The following is a 16,734-nucleotide window of genomic DNA, read 5'->3' as shown; positions in this document are numbered from 1 at the left end:
AATTGTCTAGACATTGCGTTGCAATTGTGAGGGCGTCAAGTTGGCTGGATCAAGAAATGGCGGAAGGTGGCACTGGAGGCGAGGCGCCGTGGCGGCAGCCGTGGCGCTGGCGTTGTCGCCTGCGTGGGTGCTGGCCCAGGCCACGCTCGACGAACGCATCCTCGACGTCCGCGAACAAAGCCGCTTCGTGCCCGACAAGGCGCTCGGACAGCTGCAAAAGCTGCAACCGGAACTGGTGGCCGCCTCCTCCTACACCCGCGCCGAGTTCCTGACCCAGATGAGCACCGTGCGCATGCGCCTGGGCCAGAACGACCTGGCGATGGAAGCGGCCGACCAGGTCATCGCCTTCGGCACCTCGCTGCGCGACAACGTCATCATCGCCAAGGGCATGCTGGCCAAGACCTATGTGCTGTTCGCCCAGGCCGAAGTGGACGCCGCCCACCGCATGGCCTTCGCCGCCGAAAAACTGGCGCTGACCACCGCCGATATCCCGCTGCAGGTGCAGGCCACCATCACCGCCGGCCAGTCCTACGCCGAACAGGGCAACTTCCCCGCCGCCCTGCTCAAGCTGCAGCATGCGGTGGACATTGCGCGGCCGCCCGCCGGCGACGCCATCAGCCTGGTCGCCGCGCTGAACGCACTGACCAAGCTGCACACGCAGATGAAGGGCTACGACAACGCCGCCGAAACGCTGGCCGAGCTGCTGGCGGAAACCGAAAAACTCAATTCGCCCGGCCGCATGGCGCTGGCCAAGAACACCGAGTACGGCCTGGCCATCGACTCCGGCCAGCCCAAGCGCGCCTTGCGCGTGCTGCAGGAAAGCCTGGACCTGGAGCGCAAGCTCGGCGCCGAACGCATGGTCGGCATCACGCTGGTCAACCTGTCCGACATCCACCTCAAGCAGCAGGACTACGCGCGCGCGGTGCAGTACGCGCAGGAAGCGCTGCAATCGTCGGACAAGACCCGGGACAAATCGACCGAGGCGACGGCGCGCCTCAACCTGGGCCAGGCCTACATCGGCATGGGCCGTCTGGCCGAGGGCAAGAAGCAGTATGAACAGGGCCTGGCCCGCTACGAGCGTGAAAACAACAGGCCCGATCTGCAAGCGGCGCTGCGCGAATACGGCGAAGCGCTGGAGCGCGCGGGCGACCTGGCCGGCGCGGTGCAGGCCTATCACCGCGAGCGCAACATCTCCAACGAGCTGTTTGAACGGCGTCGCCAGCAAGCCATGCTGGAACTGCAGGAAAAGTACGAGACCGAGAAGAAGCAGCGCCAGATCGAGCTGTTGAGCCGCGAGAACCAGGTCAAGGGCACCGAGATCGACAACCGCCGCCTGCAGCAGCGCGTGTGGTGGCTGCTGGCGCTGGTGCTGGCGCTGACGGCGGCGGTGGTCGGCCTGCTGTACCGCAAGGTGCGGCACACCAACGCGCAGCTGGAGGTGAAGAACCTGGAGCTGAAGGCGCAATCGACGCTGGACCCATTGACCTCGCTGTACAACCGCCGCCACTTCCAGGACTTCATGCGCGGCCTGACCGTGCAGGAGCGTACGGACGACGTGGTCGGCGCGCTGTTCCTGCTCGACGTCGACCACTTCAAGCATATCAACGACACCTACGGCCACGCGGCCGGCGATGCGGTGTTGAAGATGATCGCCGAGAACCTGCGCATCGCGCTGCGCGAAACCGACATGATCGTGCGCTGGGGCGGCGAGGAATTCCTCGCCTTCCTGCCGGCGATACCGCGCCAGGGCGTCGACGAAATCGCGCGGCGGATTTTGTTGAGCATCTCGTCGCAATCGCTGAAATACCAGGAGCACGAGATTTCGGTGAATGTGTCGGTCGGCTTTTCGCCCTACCCGCTGGTGCCGGGCGACGAGCCGCTGGCGTGGGAACGCGCGGTCAACCTGGTCGACATGGCGCTGTACCTGGCCAAGGCCCATGGCCGAAACCGCGCCTACGGCGTGCGCGGCTTCGACAACTTCCATCTGACCTCGATGGAAGCGATCGAGCAGGACCTGGAGCGTGCGTGGCGCTCAGGCTTCGTCGATTTGAGCGTGGTGCTGGGCGGCGATCCGGACCAGCAGCCGCCGCCGACCGAACAGACCAACGTGGTCTCGATCAAGCACGCGGCCGGCAAGCACTGACTACTTCTTCGCCTCGCGTTCGTCGGCGGCGCTTTGCATCTTCTCGCCGGCGCGTTCCAGCTTGCGGCCGGCCTCCTTGGTGGCCTCGTTCAGCTTCTCGCTGGCCTGGTCGGCTGCCTTGTCGAGCTTCTGGCTGGTTTCCTTGGCGGTATCGGTGAGCTGCTGGTTGGCCTGCTGCGCGGCGTTGTCCAGCTTCTGGCTGGCCTGCTGCGTGGCCTCATCGATCTTGCGGCCGGCGCGTTCCGCCGGACCGGCTTCGCTCGGATCTTCCTTCTTCTGGCAACCGCCGAGCAGCGCCAGCGTCGCCAGGGCCACCGCGATATAACGGATCATCATAATCATCTCCTGAAAGAATGTATTCTTTCCAACAGCATACAGCGCTCCGCATCGCCGCAGCGCACGGCAGGCGACGCAATCGGCCGCGATCGCGGCAAGGGTCAGGTGCGGGAGAATCGGGCGTCAGGTTTCGACGATTTTCTTGGGAGGGGGCGGCGGCGTGAAGACCACGTTTTCGGATTCCGGCGCGCCATCGAGCGCTTCGGACTTTTCCAGCCAGTTGCGCAGCTTTTCCATGCGGCGGATCAGGATGCCCTTGCTGCTGATGTAACCGACCTGCTCGAAATTCTCCGGCTTGCTGACCATCTTGGACACGGTCGGCAGATTCTCCGCCAGCCGCTCGAACGCCTTGCGCGCTTTCTGCTCCCACTTGACCAGGTTCGGTTCGTTGAAACGGTTGCTTTCGTAATAAATAGTCAAGGTCCGGTCATGGTTGCCATAACCGACGATCGCCGCGCCCATGCGCACCGTCTCCAGTACATCGCCCTTGATTGCCGCCGTCGGCACGAACAACGCTGCGCGCCCGGTCGAGTCCGGTCGCTCCAGCGGCAAATCCTGTCCCATCAATACGGTCATCACGCTTCCTGTCGTTATCGCCACGGAGTTGCCGCTAGGCTATTTTTTTCATTCTATATCGCTCCTTTATCCATTACAAGGAGAATGCGCAGGGGCGTGGCGCGCATGGCAACTGCCTTATAATGCGGGCTGATCCTGATAAGCGCCCCACCATGACGTCCTCCCCCTCCCGTTTCGGCAGCATTCCCGAGCACGCCGTCGACACCGCCGAACGCAATCTGCGCGACACGCTGGCCATCGCCATCGAACACCGCGCGCCGCACGCCGCGCTGATCGTCCACGATACCCGCACCGACCTCAATCGCGCGCTGACCGAAGCCTACCGCCGCGTGGCGCCGGACGCCCAGTTCATCGACTTCGACAGCGCCGCGCCGGACGCCATCCTGGCCACCTTCGCGCGCCTGAACGCCGGCGACCTGGTGGTGCTGATCCAGTCCGGCAGCTTCCGCATGGACGCCTACCGCATCCGCATCGAACTGTTCAAGCGCGGCCTGAAAGTGATCGAGCACGTGCACCTGTCGCGCATGCCGGGCGAGCAGGGATTGCACTACATCGATTCGCTGGCCTACGACCCGGCCTACTACCGAGGCGTCGGCCATGCGCTGAAGGCGCGCATCGACCAGGCGCGGCATGGCGTGGTCGACACCGGCAATGGCGAGCGGCTGGTGTTCGCCTCGCCGTTCGAATCGGCCAAGCTGAACATCGGCGACTACAGCGGCATGACCAACATCGGCGGCCAGTTCCCGCTGGGCGAAGTGTTCACCGAGGCGCAGGACCTGGAAGCGGTGAGCGGCCGCGCGCGCATCTTCGTGTTCGGCGACACCAAATTCCTGGTCAACAAGCCGGAGGCGCCGATCACCATCATTGTTGAAAAAGGCCGCGTGGTCGGCGCCGAAAACAGCACGCCGGCGTTTGACGAAATGCTGTCCATCATCCGCGAACATGAAGGCGAAGTGTGGCTGCGCGAACTGGGCTTCGGCATGAACCGCGCCTTCTCGCGCGACTGCTTCGTCGACGACATCGGCACCTACGAGCGCATGTGCGGCATCCACCTGTCGCTGGGCGCCAAGCACGGCGTCTACACCAAGCCGCAGCTGAAGCGCAAGGACGCCCGTTACCACATCGACGTCTTCGCCGTCACCGAAGGCGTCTACCTCGACGATGAACTGATCTACCGCGACGGCACCTGGCAGGTGGCCTAATCACCGCTCTTTGTCAAAGCAATTGAAATCGGGCTGCTGGATGTTGATGATGTCGACCACTTCGCCCTCGCCATAATTGCCGCTGCGGCTGATGCGAAAGCCGCCCGGCACGGATTCCCCGGCCTCCCATCCCTCGATGGAGGTCCGCTGCGTATGCTGACCTCCATCGCGCTCTATCACCAGGACAACATCGAACCCCGATGCCGCGCTGCTGTCGCAGCCAGGGGTTTCGATATCGAAGTCCGCGTAGTAAATGCCGGCGTTGCATCTGATATTGGCCAGCCGCACGCTGGCCCGCCCAAACGCTGGTTCCGGCGCTTGCCACAGAGCCGCCAGCAAAGCCGCGTGCCCCGCCGCCGCCTGCTCGCCAGCGCACAGGTCGGGCTGCTTCGAAACCGGGAAACTGCGGGCGCTGCGGGTGGTACGCGTGCCCTTGATGTGCTCAAACTCGCCCTGCACCTCCAGCAGCCGTTTCTCGGCCGGCAGATAAGCGCTGATACGGCCCGCCGGCGCGAACCGGCCGGACATCTGGCCATCCGAATTGCGGCGCACCGTCACCAGGATGTCGCCGTCGATCAGTATTTTCCCTCCGAAGGCTTGCCTGTACTCCTGTAATTCCTTGCTTATCGCGACCTCGATGGCGGTCTGCGGCGCCAGTTCGTAACTGAGATCGTAGCGTTCGACTTTGCTTTCCTGCTTGAGGCTGACATTGCTGTCCACTTTTTGCAGGTTGAGCGTTTTCGTTTCCGACAGGCCGACACCTGCGGAGACGACGTCCATCTTGATGCCCGTATCCGCTTTCAAGGTAACGCTGCTCCCCTCGGTCACCGTCACCGATTTTGTCGCCGTGGTCGATTCGGTATAACTGAAATCCACGCCCAGGCTTTTTTTATCGGCGACGTCGAGGCAATTCACCAGCCGGTATACCTGCCGCGTCTCCGGCGACGGCAGGCTGGATAGCGTAACCAGGCCGTAGCTGACGTCGATGCAGTTGCACTCGATATTGGCGTAAGTAAAAATGACGGTATGGTTCAACAACGACTCCCCTTCGGCCATTGGCGGCCACGCGTCCATCTTGACTTTGATACCGGCCATCATGCTTTTCAGTTTGTCCGACAGATTGATGATCTCCATACATCCTCCAATTTAAACGTTTAGGGATGGATGACCGGTCCGGGACCGGGCTCCAGATCCACTGTTCCATATCCGGCGCAGCGAAATTTGATGTGAGATAAGCGTGCACGGATCCGGCCGGCGATGCCTCACTGGCGCGAAGTTCGAGCAGGTGCCTACCCGCCCCTGTTAAACTCACAAAATGCCAAGCCGGCACACCGTTAGCTTATTTTCCAGATAAGGAATCCATGTCCAGCGCACCACTTTCCAAACTGCTTCGCACCGCCGCTTTTGCCACCGTCCTGCTCGGCGCCCTGCCCACCGTCCACGCCGCCGACGCGGCGCCGGCGGCCGACGCCAAATCCAACAAGCCGGACCTCGACCTGCCGCCGCTGTCCGAAGACAAGACCATCCACCAGACCATCCGCCTGAACGGCAAGCCGTTCAGCTACGACGCGACCGTGGGATCGATCAAGGTGCGCGATGCCAAGGGCAAGGTGATCGGCGAAGTGGTGTACACCGCCTACGTGGTGCCGGGCGGCAGTCCGAAGCGCCCGGTCACCTTCGCCTTCAACGGCGGTCCCGGCGCCTCGTCCGTCTACCTCAACATGGGCGCGATCGGCCCGCGCCGCGTGCAGTTCGGCGCCGCCGGCGATGCGCCGTCGGACTCCTCCGAACTGCAGGACAATCCGCACACCTGGCTGGACATGACCGACCTGGTCTTCATCGACCCGATCGGCACCGGTTTCAGCCGCGCGCTGGAAGAACCGGCCAAGGCCAAGGCCGATTTCTTCGCCACCGAGCCGGACATCAAATACCTGTCGCGCATCGTGTATGACTGGCTGGTCAAGAACGGCCGCCTGCGCTCGCCGAAATTCCTGATGGGCGAATCCTACGGCGGCTACCGCGCGCCGCGCCTGGCCCACGAACTGCAAACGCAGCTCGGCGTCGGCATCAAGGGCCTGATCATGGTCTCGCCTTACCTCGACCCGGCCGCCATCGGCGACGACACCGCGCTGTCGCCGCTGCCGTGGATGATCAACCTGCCGTCGATGGCCGCCTCGCACCTCGAAGCGCAGCAAAAGCTGACGCCGGAAGCCATGCGCGGCATCGAAGCCTACACCCGCGGCCAGTTCGCCACCGACCTGCTGGCGGGCCGTTCCGATCCGAACGCCGTCACGCGGCTGGTGAGCAAGGTCTCCGAGCTGACCGGCATCGACGCCAGCATCGTCAACCGCCTCGACGGCCGCCTCGACAGCAATACCTTCCTGCGCGAACTGCATCGCGGCGACAAGAAAATCGGCTCGGTCTACGACGCCAACGTCACCGCCTACGATCCCTTCCCCGCCTCGGCCGAACGCCGCTCGGGCGACCCGATCCTGAACGCGCTGATCGCCCCGTCGACCAGCGCCATGGTGGACTTCGTCACGCGTGAAGTGGGCTGGAAATCGGACGCCTTGTACAAGGCCCTGTCTTATGAAGTGAACAGCGCATGGGATCGCGGCGCCAGCCAGGACAAGCCCGTCAGCGACCTGCGCCAGGCCATGGCCAACGACCCGAAAATGGGCGTGCTGATCGTGCACGGCTACAACGACCTGTCCTGCCCTTACTTCACCTCGGCGCTGATCCTCGACCAGATGCCGGCACCGATGGCGGCGCCGGCGCACCTGGCGGTCTACCCGGGCGGCCACATGTTCTACAGCCGCGATGGTTCCGCCCAGGCCTTCAAGCGCGACGCGCAGGCGCTGTTCACGAAATGAACGCTGCTGACGAAAAAAGCTGATATATCGCGGAGTGGCGTGGAAGAATCGTCGCCATCGGCTTGTTATTCGTACCTGATTTGGTACGCTAGCCGATGGCCCGCGCCACGCCAAGTGTCAACGGCCAGATCGATCGGGATCTGTGGGAGATCAGGGCAAATGAAAGCAAGAACATTGGCAGTAACTTCGAAGAAGGCTTGCTGGAAGAAGCCGCAGCGGTCGCAGTAAAGCGCGTCATTGCATGGCAAATTGCGGAGGAGATGAAGGGGCAAAATATGACCAAAAACGGCCTTGCCAAAAAAAAGCGAACCGCAGGGCATCGCTGAACCGGCCGCTGGATCAAAATGACTCCAGCCTCACGCTCACTACGTTGGACTAGCGCTGCAGCGGCCCTTGGCAAAAAAAATCAAGATCAAACTTGTGCCAGCCTAATCTCTGCAACCTTACATTCAAACTGAAGAGCTGCAACCAACCGTCAGCTCCCGCCCCTAGGCCGAAGTTCGCACATATTTCCTTTTTCTCCGAATCGGAGAATGGCGAACAAGCTTGCTTCAGCAACAGCCATCTGCCTTCGCGAATCCCATGCTAATTTTTCTTCCATTCCCGATATGGGATGTAAGATGGAGCTACAGCTTTGCATATCTCATGACGCCCTAGGAATCCAGTCATCGAATACAACGCTAATTCGATGTTTTCACACGGTCCCAGCAAGATGCTATTGAACACACGACCGGGACCGATTTTGAGTGCGACATACGGAATCATCATCGTTGCGCCCTCGCGGTACGACACTTGGGGATACGCAAATTCTGAACTCATAATCAGACGCCATTCCTTCTCTTCGGAAAAGGAACCGTGCTTTATAAGGTAGAGAGCAGATAAGACTGTATCGTGGTAGTCTTCAAAAAGCTGCGCGTATTCCAAATAATCGTCACCGATATTTGGGCAGTTTTCAAACCTATCCAGTAGGTACTGAACTACATTAGCTAGGAGTTCATGATGCTCGGATTCATGGTAAAGACACCGGCCTAAGCGAAGCTTATTGTCCTGAGCTAGTTGCTTTACAAGCCCTGTGCTAAATTCAATACTTACTCCCTTCCCATGTGTCGTGTAACTGCGCCACTGGCTGAGCAGACTTCTCTCCTCCGATAGTGAGAAAACGAATAAATGGAATCGTCGGCCCTTGAGTTCACCGACCCATCTCCGTAAATGCTCGAAAAAATTGCTGCGTCTCAAGTCTGGATCTAGAATGGATTGGTCATCTAGGGTTCTATCCAGAAGCTCGCAGGCGTGAATAATTTCCTTCGAGTCGTTGAGATAGTACACATGGCTTGCCCATAGCTCGCGCCTAGTGGCGATGCCAACGAGCGAACTCAGACTCGTGTAGTGGTAAAGCGGCTTTTCGGCCGAAACCGAAAAATGTTCATTTAATTTGGAATCCATTCATTTTCCCAGAATTGAGCAGAAAAATTCCGTACAGCGACAAGCGTCTGGCGTTTTGCCCCAACAGACAGCCCTGGCCGAATGCTGGCACCTGTTTACAGCGTGTACGTCACACTAACTTACCTTCGTGATTTCTTCTTACATATATGTTGTTAGCGCGCTCGGCTGCAACGATGTCTTCCCCTATCTGACGATTCGCGTAGGACAACTGATCGGCGCGCTTATTGGCCCACGTGGTATCTCCCTCCAGAGCACTTAATGTCTTATCTAAGTCGAGTTGCACAGCTGCGAGTTGCTCATCGTCCAGGGCTGCAATAGTTTCCCTGTCAAGTCCATGAATAATCCGCTGATTTACTTCCGCAATTTTCTCTTGAAATTCGTTATTCGTTCTATAAAACGGTCTTTTTCCATCAGCCGTTCCGTGCATCTCTGCGGTTGCAACTGCACTTCTGGCCCCGTCTTCGAGGGCAAGAATAACCAATCGCCCCTGTAACTCAATTTTTACGGCGGAGCGCATTACCTCTCGAACTGCGGCGATGCGTTCACCGGCTCTAACTCGGCGTTCAGCCTCAGTTGCCACATTCGCCGATTTCGAAGCACTGATTGCGCTAAAAATGCTGGCTAACAACGATAGAAACGCTACCACACTGGCGGATATTGATACCCAATCCAGCGTTAAGATAACTTGCATCCTAATTCCTCCATATCGCTTGTTGAAGCACGCGTTTTCGGACCGTCTGTTAATGGCTGGTCACAGTCGCACTTCTCATTTACGATTAACTTAGTTAGTCAGTGAAGTGGTTACGATTTCTGGGGGAGTTGACTAAAAAAAATGTCATCGAGTTCACAGAACACATCTATGTAATGTCGCAAACTAGGATGCAAACCGGACGAAAAAGCCCCCAACCAGATTTCTTTACCGTGTCGTGATGCCTCTTGAATCAAAGGAATATAGTCGCCATCACCACTTAAAATAAATATTGAATCTACGGAAGGCAAATGAGCAGCTCGTAGTACATCAATGGAAATCTGTAGGTCGACGTTTCTGGCTTTCGTATTTTTCGAAGGCTTGTGAAAAACGTGGGGTACCAAGTTCGCAGTCCCATAGGGAACATCATCATTGTGCGTATATGTAAATTCATATTCAACATTACATATACTGTCCCTCAATGCATTGACTTTTGGCATGTCGCCAGTTGTGCTCGTGTAGTAGTTAAATCGTACAAAGTCGAACATGGACCATCTCGTTATTTCTGGATGCCATACCAAACAATCTCTCTCATGGACTACATCATTTTTTGGGATGGCACCTGCTTCCACCATTGCTTGGAAGCGCATCACTAAATTCTCGCCATCGGCAAAACCAATAGTTCTCTGCATTTCCATTTTTCAGTCCAATAAAAAGAGCTGGTAGGTAAGACCGCTAGCGGCTGCAACTGGCCGGAATCGGTCAGGCTGGTGAAAGTAATAGCACCTTATCAGAAAGAATCACAGCATCGTTCTTTTGCTGCCCGCGACGCCAACTCGCATCCTCGTAGGGAAGGTAATATTCATCGCTGCCTGCCACAGAGACCAATTTGCCTAGCATTGATAGAAACTCCATTAATTTGAAGGTTCCACTATCAATGTCCTTTGGGAAAAACGTAATTTCACAGAACACTTTGTCTGGCTCATTCCAATGGAAGTAAGCTTGGAGGTGTTTGGGGTTGCGGCCGCCGTTCCAAATAGTAGATAGCGAGCCGGATGCCAGCTGAAGATTGCTTTGCAACTCGGCGCTGGCAATTTCATAGCCTTCGCCCGTCATCGCCTGAACGTAAGTCCACGAAGATGCCAGGAACTCAAGAACATCAATGGCTCTAGATGTCAAAATAAATTCCGAAAAATTGATATCTCTGCATGAACCATCCCGGTCGAGAAGCGCAGCTTCAACACGGCGTCGTATGAGGTCGTCTATTTTCATCAGAATTTTATTATGAGTAATAGGTCCGCTTGTGGCCGGGTTCGGTCATTTTGCGAACGGTTTATCCAATTGATAGTATGCTGCTACCCGCTGCTTTGCTTCGCTCCAGGCGGCATTCCATTTTGAGCGGTCTAATTCTGGCGCCGTTTTGCAAGTGGTGGGATCTTGCCGGCAGATCAGCCGTTCAAGGCCGTAATAGGATGGCCAATGCCGATCATAGTTCAGCGTTTCGCGCCAGGAATCGGCGAAAGAAAAACCGCGAGCTAACATCGCTCTGGCCTCCGCAGGATGCTCATCAAAATACTTCGCGGCTAGCGTAGCAACCCGAGGTCCGCCAATGACGATGGGTAACTTGAAGAAGCCTTCATTGTTGACAATTTCCTCGCGCCCCGAATCCGATGCATAGCGCAGTACGTCGTACCAGCCCATCACCTGTTCCGCCACAATCACTTGGAAGACTTTCTCCATGCCTTCACGTGGCAAAAAATAGAAACCAATAATCTCCAACGACTCCAAAGGCGTATAGCGGAACGCTGCACTTTCGTAGTCGGTTAGAACCTTATCAAGCGCCGTCGGGGCAGCAGGATCATTTCGCATAATGCCATGGGCAACTTCATTGAATATCCGCCGCCTAACTTGAAATTGTGGCGGTGCCGTATTGGACAATGCCAATGACTGCGGTGCAGGCCCTTGCGGCGTCGGGACAATTTGGGGAATGGCAGTCTGCGCTTGCGCAGTCAAAGGCACTACTATTAACAATGTACCGAGAAGATTTCTCATAAAATTATTTTTTGCCTACAGAAGTCTTGCAACGGTCCGGCGCTGGCCGATTACCGCCATGCTAATTAAGTTGCTTAAGGGGCGACGCGAGCAATTCCCTCAAACTCAAACAACTTGTCAGGCCTTCGCCTCGCCGCCTGAGCGCATCACTACTGCACAAAGAAGTACCTCTCCGCCATGGCGCCTGGCTGCCTCGGTAACCGCATCGCGGGCCTCGGTGAACTTGCTCGACCCGGGCTTGGCAAAGAAGTTGAACGTGGCGTTTGCACGGCCATTAGCCAGCCGCGCCACTGCAGATTTCATATTGAGGTGCTGAAGCGCCATCAGGCAATACTCAGCAGACTGCGCTTCCGCGAAATTTGCGACCAGCTCAAACTCATGAGTCACGCCGGGATCAGGTCTGATCCGACCACTGATCAGGTAACGAGCATGCCAAATCAGGCGGCGCCACAACGTGACAATTTTTTCCATGGCTTCTGACCTTCAAAACTTTCTATTGTTTGACCAATGCCGCTACCGCATTCCTCGCCTGCCGGAGACTGCAAGCATGAATCTCCCGATAGCAGCGTATGGCCCAGCTTCGCTCACCGCTTTTCAACAAACGCTCCACGTCAGCCATGACTGCTTTGCCCCGCATCGGGTATTGGCCGGTGCGGGTCAGCGCTGCTAGTTGAAACGAGACTATCAGTTGGCCGCCAATGACGAGCAGCACCAGGATAAGGGTGAGCCATAGCGAGAAATTCATGGTGTCCGCGATAAGGAAATGTTGGCTGTTAGGGTAACACTTTGCTCAATGCAGAAATACGCAAATTCTCACGTGCTTAGAGCAATATGCCGGAGGTTTGCAGTTCGCGGTCCCATGGCGGAACGGGGTGGTATTCGGCGACAAGGAAGTCGATCAGTGCGCGCACTTTGGGAGATGGCTGGCGGCTGGCGGGATAGAGGGCGCTGAGGTGATTCAGCGGCAGTTCCCAGTCGCTGAGAACCGGCACCAGCGTGCCTTCCATCAGGCTGCGCCAGGCCAGGAAGGTGGTGTTGTAGACGATGCCCAGGCCCTGCTGCGCGGCTTGTTGCAGCACCAGGCCGTTGTTGGCCGTGAAGGCGGCGGGGACGCGCACCGTCTGCTGTTCGTCTCCGCGCGTGAAGTGCCATTGCGTGCCGTCGGTCAGGTGGCTGAAGTGCAGACAGCGGTGCTGCTGCAGATCCTGCGGCGCAAGCGGCATGCCGTGCCGCGCCAGATACGAGGGCGACGCGCACAGCACGCCGCGACACGGCGCCAGCGGCCGCATCGCCAGCGCGTGCACATCCGGTATGCCGCCCACCCGTATCGTCAAATCGAAGCCATGTTCGATCGGATCGAGCAGTGCGTCGTCCACGAACAGCATCGGCTCCAGCAAGGGATGCAGCAGGACGAAGCGCGCCAGCGCGGCGGCCAGCCACTCGCTGCCGAAGCTCGACGGCGCCTGTATCCGCAGCGGCCCGGCCAGATCGTCACCGCTCTGCGCCACCACCCGCGCCGCTTCCTGCGCCTGCGCCACCGTCGCCATGCACGGCGTCAGATACGCCTGGCCGACGTCGGTCAGGCTGACCTCGCGCGTGGACCGGTGCAGCAGCCGCGCGCCGAGCTTTTCCTCCAGTTGCAGGATGTGCTTGCTGACCATGGCGCGAGTCAGGCCCAGGCGGCGGCCGGCCTCGCTGAAGCTGCGCAGCCTTGCCACTTCGACAAATATCTCCATCGCCCGTAATTGGTCCATGTCTCGATTGTCTCCACTTTGGCGACAATGTGTCAACCTTTTGCGGATTGTGATGGCCCCGCCATGTCCGTAAAATGCGATGAATCAAATATCCCGCCATGGAGCCAGACATGCTGACAGAAGCACAAAAACAACAATACCAACGCGATGGCTTCATTGTCATCCCCGGTTTCAAGAGCGCCGGGGAGATCGCCACGCTGCGCGCCCGCGCGGCGGAGATTGTCAACGATTTCGATCCGACCACCCAATCCGGCATCTTCAGCACCATCGAACAGGAAAAAACCACCGACGACTATTTCCTCGGCTCGGACAACACCGTACGCTGCTTCTTTGAAGAAGAAGCCTTCGGCGCCGACGGCCAGCTGAAGCAGGCCAAGTCGCTGTCGATCAACAAGATCGGCCATGCCATGCACGATCTCGATCCGGCGTTCCGCGCCTTCACCGCCGACGCCCGCCTGGAAGAACTGGCGCGCGAACTGGGCCTGTCCGATCCCAAGGTCTGGCAATCGATGTACATCTTCAAGCAGCCGGGCATCGGCGGCGAAGTGCGCTGGCACCAGGACGCCACCTACTTCGACACCGACCCGGTCAGCGTCACCACCTTCTGGTTCGCGCTGGAAGACGCCACGCTGGAGAACGGCTGCATGTGGGCCGAACCGGGCGGCCATCGCGGCCCGATGCGCGAGCGCTTCCTGCGCAACGGCGACGACGTGCGCATGGAAAAACTCAGCGACATGGCCTGGCCCGACAACAGCACCGCCGTGCCGCTGGAATGCAAGGCCGGCAGCCTGGTGTGCTTCCACGGCCTGCTGCCGCACTACAGCGCGCCGAACCGCTCGGCGGTCTCGCGCCACGCCTACACGCTGCACGTGACCGACGGCGCCACCAGCTACTCGCCGCAGAACTGGATTCAGCGCGACGACAAGCTGCCGGCACGAGGCTTCCTGTAATGCGGATTGAGATCTTCGCCGCGCAGTGGGGCAACAACGAGCTGCCGGCGCCGGTGTTCATCGAGCGCGTCAAGGCCGCCGGTTTCGACGGCATCGAGATGTCGCTGCCGCTGGACGCCGCCGAACGCGACGACTGGACCCGCCAGATCGCCGACGCCGGCCTGGGCCTAATCGTCGCCCAATGGGAGACGGTGTTCCATCCAACCTTTGAGCCGCACAAGGCCGCGCTGGCCGAACTGCTGCACAACGCCTGCGCCGCCAGGCCGCTGCACGTCAACTCCCATACCGGCAAGGACTACTTCACGCCGGCGCAGAACCGCGAACTGCTGGACCTCGCCGCCGACATCTCGCGCCAGCACGGCGTGGCGATCGTGCACGAGACCCACCGCAGCCGCTTCAGCGGCCACCCGATGCTGTTGCTGCCGTATCTGCAGCAACTGCCGGACCTGCAACTGACCGCCGACCTGTCGCACTGGTGCTGCGCCTGCGAATCGCTGCTGGAAGACCAGCCGGAGACGCTGGCGCAAACCCTGCCGCACGTGCGCCACATCCACGCCCGCGTCGGCCACGCGCAAGGTCCGCAAGTGGCCGACTTCCGCGCGCCGGAATCGCAGGCCGCGCTGGAAGCGCACCTGTCGTGGTGGGATGAAGTGATACGCCTGCGCCGCGCGGCCGGCGCCGAGCGCATGACGCTGACGCCGGAATTCGGCCCGGTGCCGTACACGCAAACGCTGCCCTACACGCAGAAGGAAGTCTCGAACGCGTGGGAGCTGAACGTGGCGATGCTGCAGCTGCTGCGCCAGCGTTACGCCTGAACCGTCTGCTCTTCCGGCGCCGGCGACAGCGGCAGCACCAGCAGCACGCTGGTGCCCGCCGCTGCCACCGACTCCACGCGGATGGTGCCCTTCAACACCCCGGTCACAATGTTATAAACGATATTCATCCCCAGTCCTGAACCGCCCTGCCCCATCTTGGTGGTGAAGAAGGGATCGAATATTTTATGCAGCACGACGTCGGTCATGCCGATGCCGTTGTCCTTCAATTGCAGCACCACCAGGTCGCGTCCCTCGCGCCGCGCGCTGATCGCCAGCACGCCGCTTTCGCGGCCATCGAAGCCGTGCAGCAGCGCGTTGCCGATCAGGTTGTTGAGCACCTGGCTCAAGCTGCCCGGATACGAATCGAACACCAGGTCCGCCGGCACATCCACCGTCACCGAACAGCAAGCCCGCCGCAGCTGGGCCGCGTAGGTGGACAGCGTATCGTGCAGCACCTCGTCGAGCCGGAAGCGGCGGCGCTGGCCGCTGGCCTGGTCCACCGCCACCTGCTTGAACGACGTGATCAAGTCCGCCGCCCGCGTCAGCGAATGGGCCATGATGTCGCAGGCCTTGCGCGCATCGCACAGGTGCGCCTCGAGCGCCGAGCGCTTCAAGCCGCCGCCATCCTTCATCTGCCGCTCGAAGTCGCGCACCATGTCAGCCAGCGCGGTGGCGGTCAGCAGGCTGTTGCCGATCGGCGTATTGAGCTCGTGCGCCACGCCGGCCACCAGCGCGCCGAGCGACGCCATCTTCTCCGAGGTTTGCAGATTGGTCTGCGCCTGCCGCAATGTCGCCACCACGCGCGACAGATCGTTGCGCGCCTGCTCGACATTGCTCTTCTGCCGTTCCAGTTCCTGCATGCTGACTTCCAGTCCCTGCCGCGTATCCGACTCGCGCCGGTTCACCACCAGCAGCGCCGCGATCAGCGCGCTGATGATGATGCCGGCCAGCGCGATCAGCACCACCGGCAGCTGCGAGCGGCCGTAGCGCACGCCGGAGCGGCCTTCAAACCTGATGATCCAGTTGCGCTGCCCCACCGGCAGCACCGTCTGCGCCGTCAGCCCCGGCACGTTGTCGGCGCGTTCCTGGTGCGTCTCCACCTTGACATCGCTGTCGTACAGCAGCGTATCGACGCCGGGCGGCGGCGTGGTCCCCTGCTGGAAGCCGCCGTCCTCGATGCGCACGTGCAGATGCTCCAGCAACGCCGGATCGATCACCTCGCGCATCAGCGCATTCACGCGGAACACGATCGCCACAAAGCCCGCCAGCGCCTCGCGCCGCTGCGCCGTGGTCTCCAGCGGCAAGCCGTTGCGGTACACCGGCGCGCGCGCCACGAAGCCCGGTTCGCCGGTGGCGTCCTGCACCAGCGTGATGCGCTCGGTGGCGACGATCTCGCCGCTGTCGCGGCCCAGCTCCAGCGCCTTCAGGTGCGGCGGCAACGCCGACAGATCCAGGCCGAAGGCGTTCTCGTTGCCCTTCAGCGGTTCGGTGTATTCGATGATGTAGTGCAGCGGGCGGCGCGCGGCCGGGTGCGCATGAAAGGCCGGATAGCCGTCACGCCTGACGCCTTCCACAAACGCCGGCAGCTCGGACTCCGGCACCGGCCGCACGAACTGCAATGCCTGATAACCGGGATAGCGCTTGTCGATTTTCAGTTCGTTGACAAAGCGGTGGAATTGCAGCCGGTCGATGCGATCGTTGACGGCGTACACGCCCTTCATCGCGTGCAGCGTGTCGAAGTAGATTTGCAAACGGGTCTGCGTGTCGCGCGCCACGTTCTCGGTGTCGCGCTGGAAGCCGGCGCGTACTTGCAGCTGCTGCTGCTCCTCCATCACAAAATAGCAGGTCCAGGCTGTCAGGCATATCCCGACAAAGAAAGCCAGGTAGCCGCGCCCGCGCATG

At 59.9% G+C, this 16,734-nt stretch carries 17 protein-coding genes and 1 pseudogene; 6 read left to right on the top strand and 12 right to left on the bottom strand.

Annotated elements, in window-relative coordinates:
- Positions 1–88 precede the first annotated feature (88 nt).
- Positions 89–2,143 carry a diguanylate cyclase gene (locus GJ695_RS02025; protein WP_371866471.1) on the top strand — a complete coding sequence of 685 codons (2,055 nt, stop codon included), beginning with the start codon at positions 89–91 and terminating at the stop codon, positions 2,141–2,143.
- Here the strand turns inward: GJ695_RS02025 and GJ695_RS02020 are convergent, their stop codons facing one another.
- Both GJ695_RS02020 and GJ695_RS02015 read right to left on the bottom strand, forming a co-directional pair.
- Positions 2,144–2,479, bottom strand: coding sequence for an apolipophorin (locus GJ695_RS02020; protein ID WP_229260319.1), 336 nt, complete (start codon positions 2,477–2,479; stop codon positions 2,144–2,146).
- Positions 2,480–2,602: 123 nt separating this feature from the next.
- A complete protein-coding gene (locus GJ695_RS02015; RefSeq protein WP_154361960.1) occupies positions 2,603–3,055 on the bottom strand; it encodes a hypothetical protein in 453 nt (150 codons plus the stop codon).
- A 152-nt stretch (positions 3,056–3,207) separates the two neighbouring features.
- Between GJ695_RS02015 and GJ695_RS02010 the strand changes: the two genes are divergently transcribed.
- The gene (locus tag GJ695_RS02010; RefSeq protein ID WP_154361959.1) at positions 3,208–4,257 is read left to right on the top strand and encodes a M29 family metallopeptidase; all 1,050 of its coding nucleotides are present in this window, start codon (positions 3,208–3,210) and stop codon (positions 4,255–4,257) included.
- On the opposite strand, the gene GJ695_RS02005 is transcribed toward GJ695_RS02010, so the two are convergent.
- On the bottom strand, positions 4,258–5,391 hold the full coding sequence (locus GJ695_RS02005) for a hypothetical protein (protein WP_154361958.1): 1,134 nt from the start codon (positions 5,389–5,391) through the stop codon (positions 4,258–4,260). It abuts the gene before it with no gap.
- A 227-nt stretch (positions 5,392–5,618) separates the two neighbouring features.
- Between GJ695_RS02005 and GJ695_RS02000 the strand changes: the two genes are divergently transcribed.
- Positions 5,619–7,130: a S10 family peptidase gene (locus GJ695_RS02000; protein WP_154361957.1), complete on the top strand. Its 1,512-nt coding sequence runs from the start codon at positions 5,619–5,621 to the stop codon at positions 7,128–7,130.
- A gap of 95 nt (positions 7,131–7,225) precedes the next feature.
- Positions 7,226–7,588, top strand: a pseudogene (locus GJ695_RS01995) (Fis family transcriptional regulator).
- Positions 7,589–7,715: 127 nt separating this feature from the next.
- Here the strand turns inward: GJ695_RS01995 and GJ695_RS01990 are convergent.
- The 8 genes from GJ695_RS01990 to GJ695_RS01955 form a co-directional block, all read right to left on the bottom strand.
- Complete coding sequence (locus tag GJ695_RS01990; protein ID WP_154361956.1) at positions 7,716–8,573, bottom strand: DUF2971 domain-containing protein; 858 nt, start codon at positions 8,571–8,573, stop codon at positions 7,716–7,718.
- Between the two features lie 109 nt (positions 8,574–8,682).
- Positions 8,683–9,264, bottom strand: a complete 582-nt coding sequence (locus GJ695_RS01985) for a hypothetical protein (RefSeq protein WP_154361955.1) — start codon at positions 9,262–9,264, stop codon at positions 8,683–8,685.
- Positions 9,265–9,374: 110 nt separating this feature from the next.
- Positions 9,375–9,959, bottom strand: coding sequence for an NYN domain-containing protein (locus tag GJ695_RS01980; protein WP_154361954.1), 585 nt, complete (start codon positions 9,957–9,959; stop codon positions 9,375–9,377).
- 64 nt (positions 9,960–10,023) lie between these two features.
- The gene (locus tag GJ695_RS01975) at positions 10,024–10,533 is read right to left on the bottom strand and encodes a hypothetical protein (RefSeq protein WP_154361953.1); all 510 of its coding nucleotides are present in this window, start codon (positions 10,531–10,533) and stop codon (positions 10,024–10,026) included.
- A gap of 45 nt (positions 10,534–10,578) precedes the next feature.
- On the bottom strand, positions 10,579–11,313 hold the full coding sequence (locus GJ695_RS01970) for a hypothetical protein (RefSeq protein WP_154361952.1): 735 nt from the start codon (positions 11,311–11,313) through the stop codon (positions 10,579–10,581).
- A 117-nt stretch (positions 11,314–11,430) separates the two neighbouring features.
- Complete coding sequence (locus GJ695_RS01965) at positions 11,431–11,784, bottom strand: hypothetical protein (protein ID WP_154361951.1); 354 nt, start codon at positions 11,782–11,784, stop codon at positions 11,431–11,433.
- A 22-nt stretch (positions 11,785–11,806) separates the two neighbouring features.
- Entirely contained in the window at positions 11,807–12,058 is a 252-nt protein-coding gene (locus GJ695_RS01960; protein ID WP_154361950.1) for a hypothetical protein, read from the bottom strand.
- Between the two features lie 76 nt (positions 12,059–12,134).
- On the bottom strand, positions 12,135–13,067 hold the full coding sequence (locus tag GJ695_RS01955; RefSeq protein ID WP_229260320.1) for a LysR family transcriptional regulator: 933 nt from the start codon (positions 13,065–13,067) through the stop codon (positions 12,135–12,137).
- Between the two features lie 110 nt (positions 13,068–13,177).
- On the opposite strand from GJ695_RS01955, the gene GJ695_RS01950 reads away from it, so the two are divergent.
- The gene (locus GJ695_RS01950) at positions 13,178–14,017 is read left to right on the top strand and encodes a phytanoyl-CoA dioxygenase family protein (protein WP_154361949.1); all 840 of its coding nucleotides are present in this window, start codon (positions 13,178–13,180) and stop codon (positions 14,015–14,017) included.
- Positions 14,017–14,832, top strand: coding sequence for a sugar phosphate isomerase/epimerase family protein (locus GJ695_RS01945; RefSeq protein ID WP_154361948.1), 816 nt, complete (start codon positions 14,017–14,019; stop codon positions 14,830–14,832). Before GJ695_RS01950 ends, GJ695_RS01945 begins: the two co-directional genes overlap by 1 nt.
- On the opposite strand, the gene GJ695_RS01940 is transcribed toward GJ695_RS01945, so the two are convergent.
- Entirely contained in the window at positions 14,823–16,733 is a 1,911-nt protein-coding gene (locus tag GJ695_RS01940) for a CHASE domain-containing protein (protein ID WP_154361947.1), read from the bottom strand. The two genes, GJ695_RS01945 and GJ695_RS01940, sit on opposite strands and share 10 nt — an antisense overlap.
- Between the last annotated feature and the right edge of the window lies 1 nt (position 16,734).

Origin of the sequence: Duganella alba, assembly GCF_009674495.1 — a bacterium.
GTDB classification, from domain to species: Bacteria; Pseudomonadota; Gammaproteobacteria; order Burkholderiales; family Burkholderiaceae_D; genus Rugamonas; species Rugamonas alba.
Note: the sequence above shows the minus strand (reverse complement) of the source record. Positions and strands in the feature narration are given on the sequence as shown.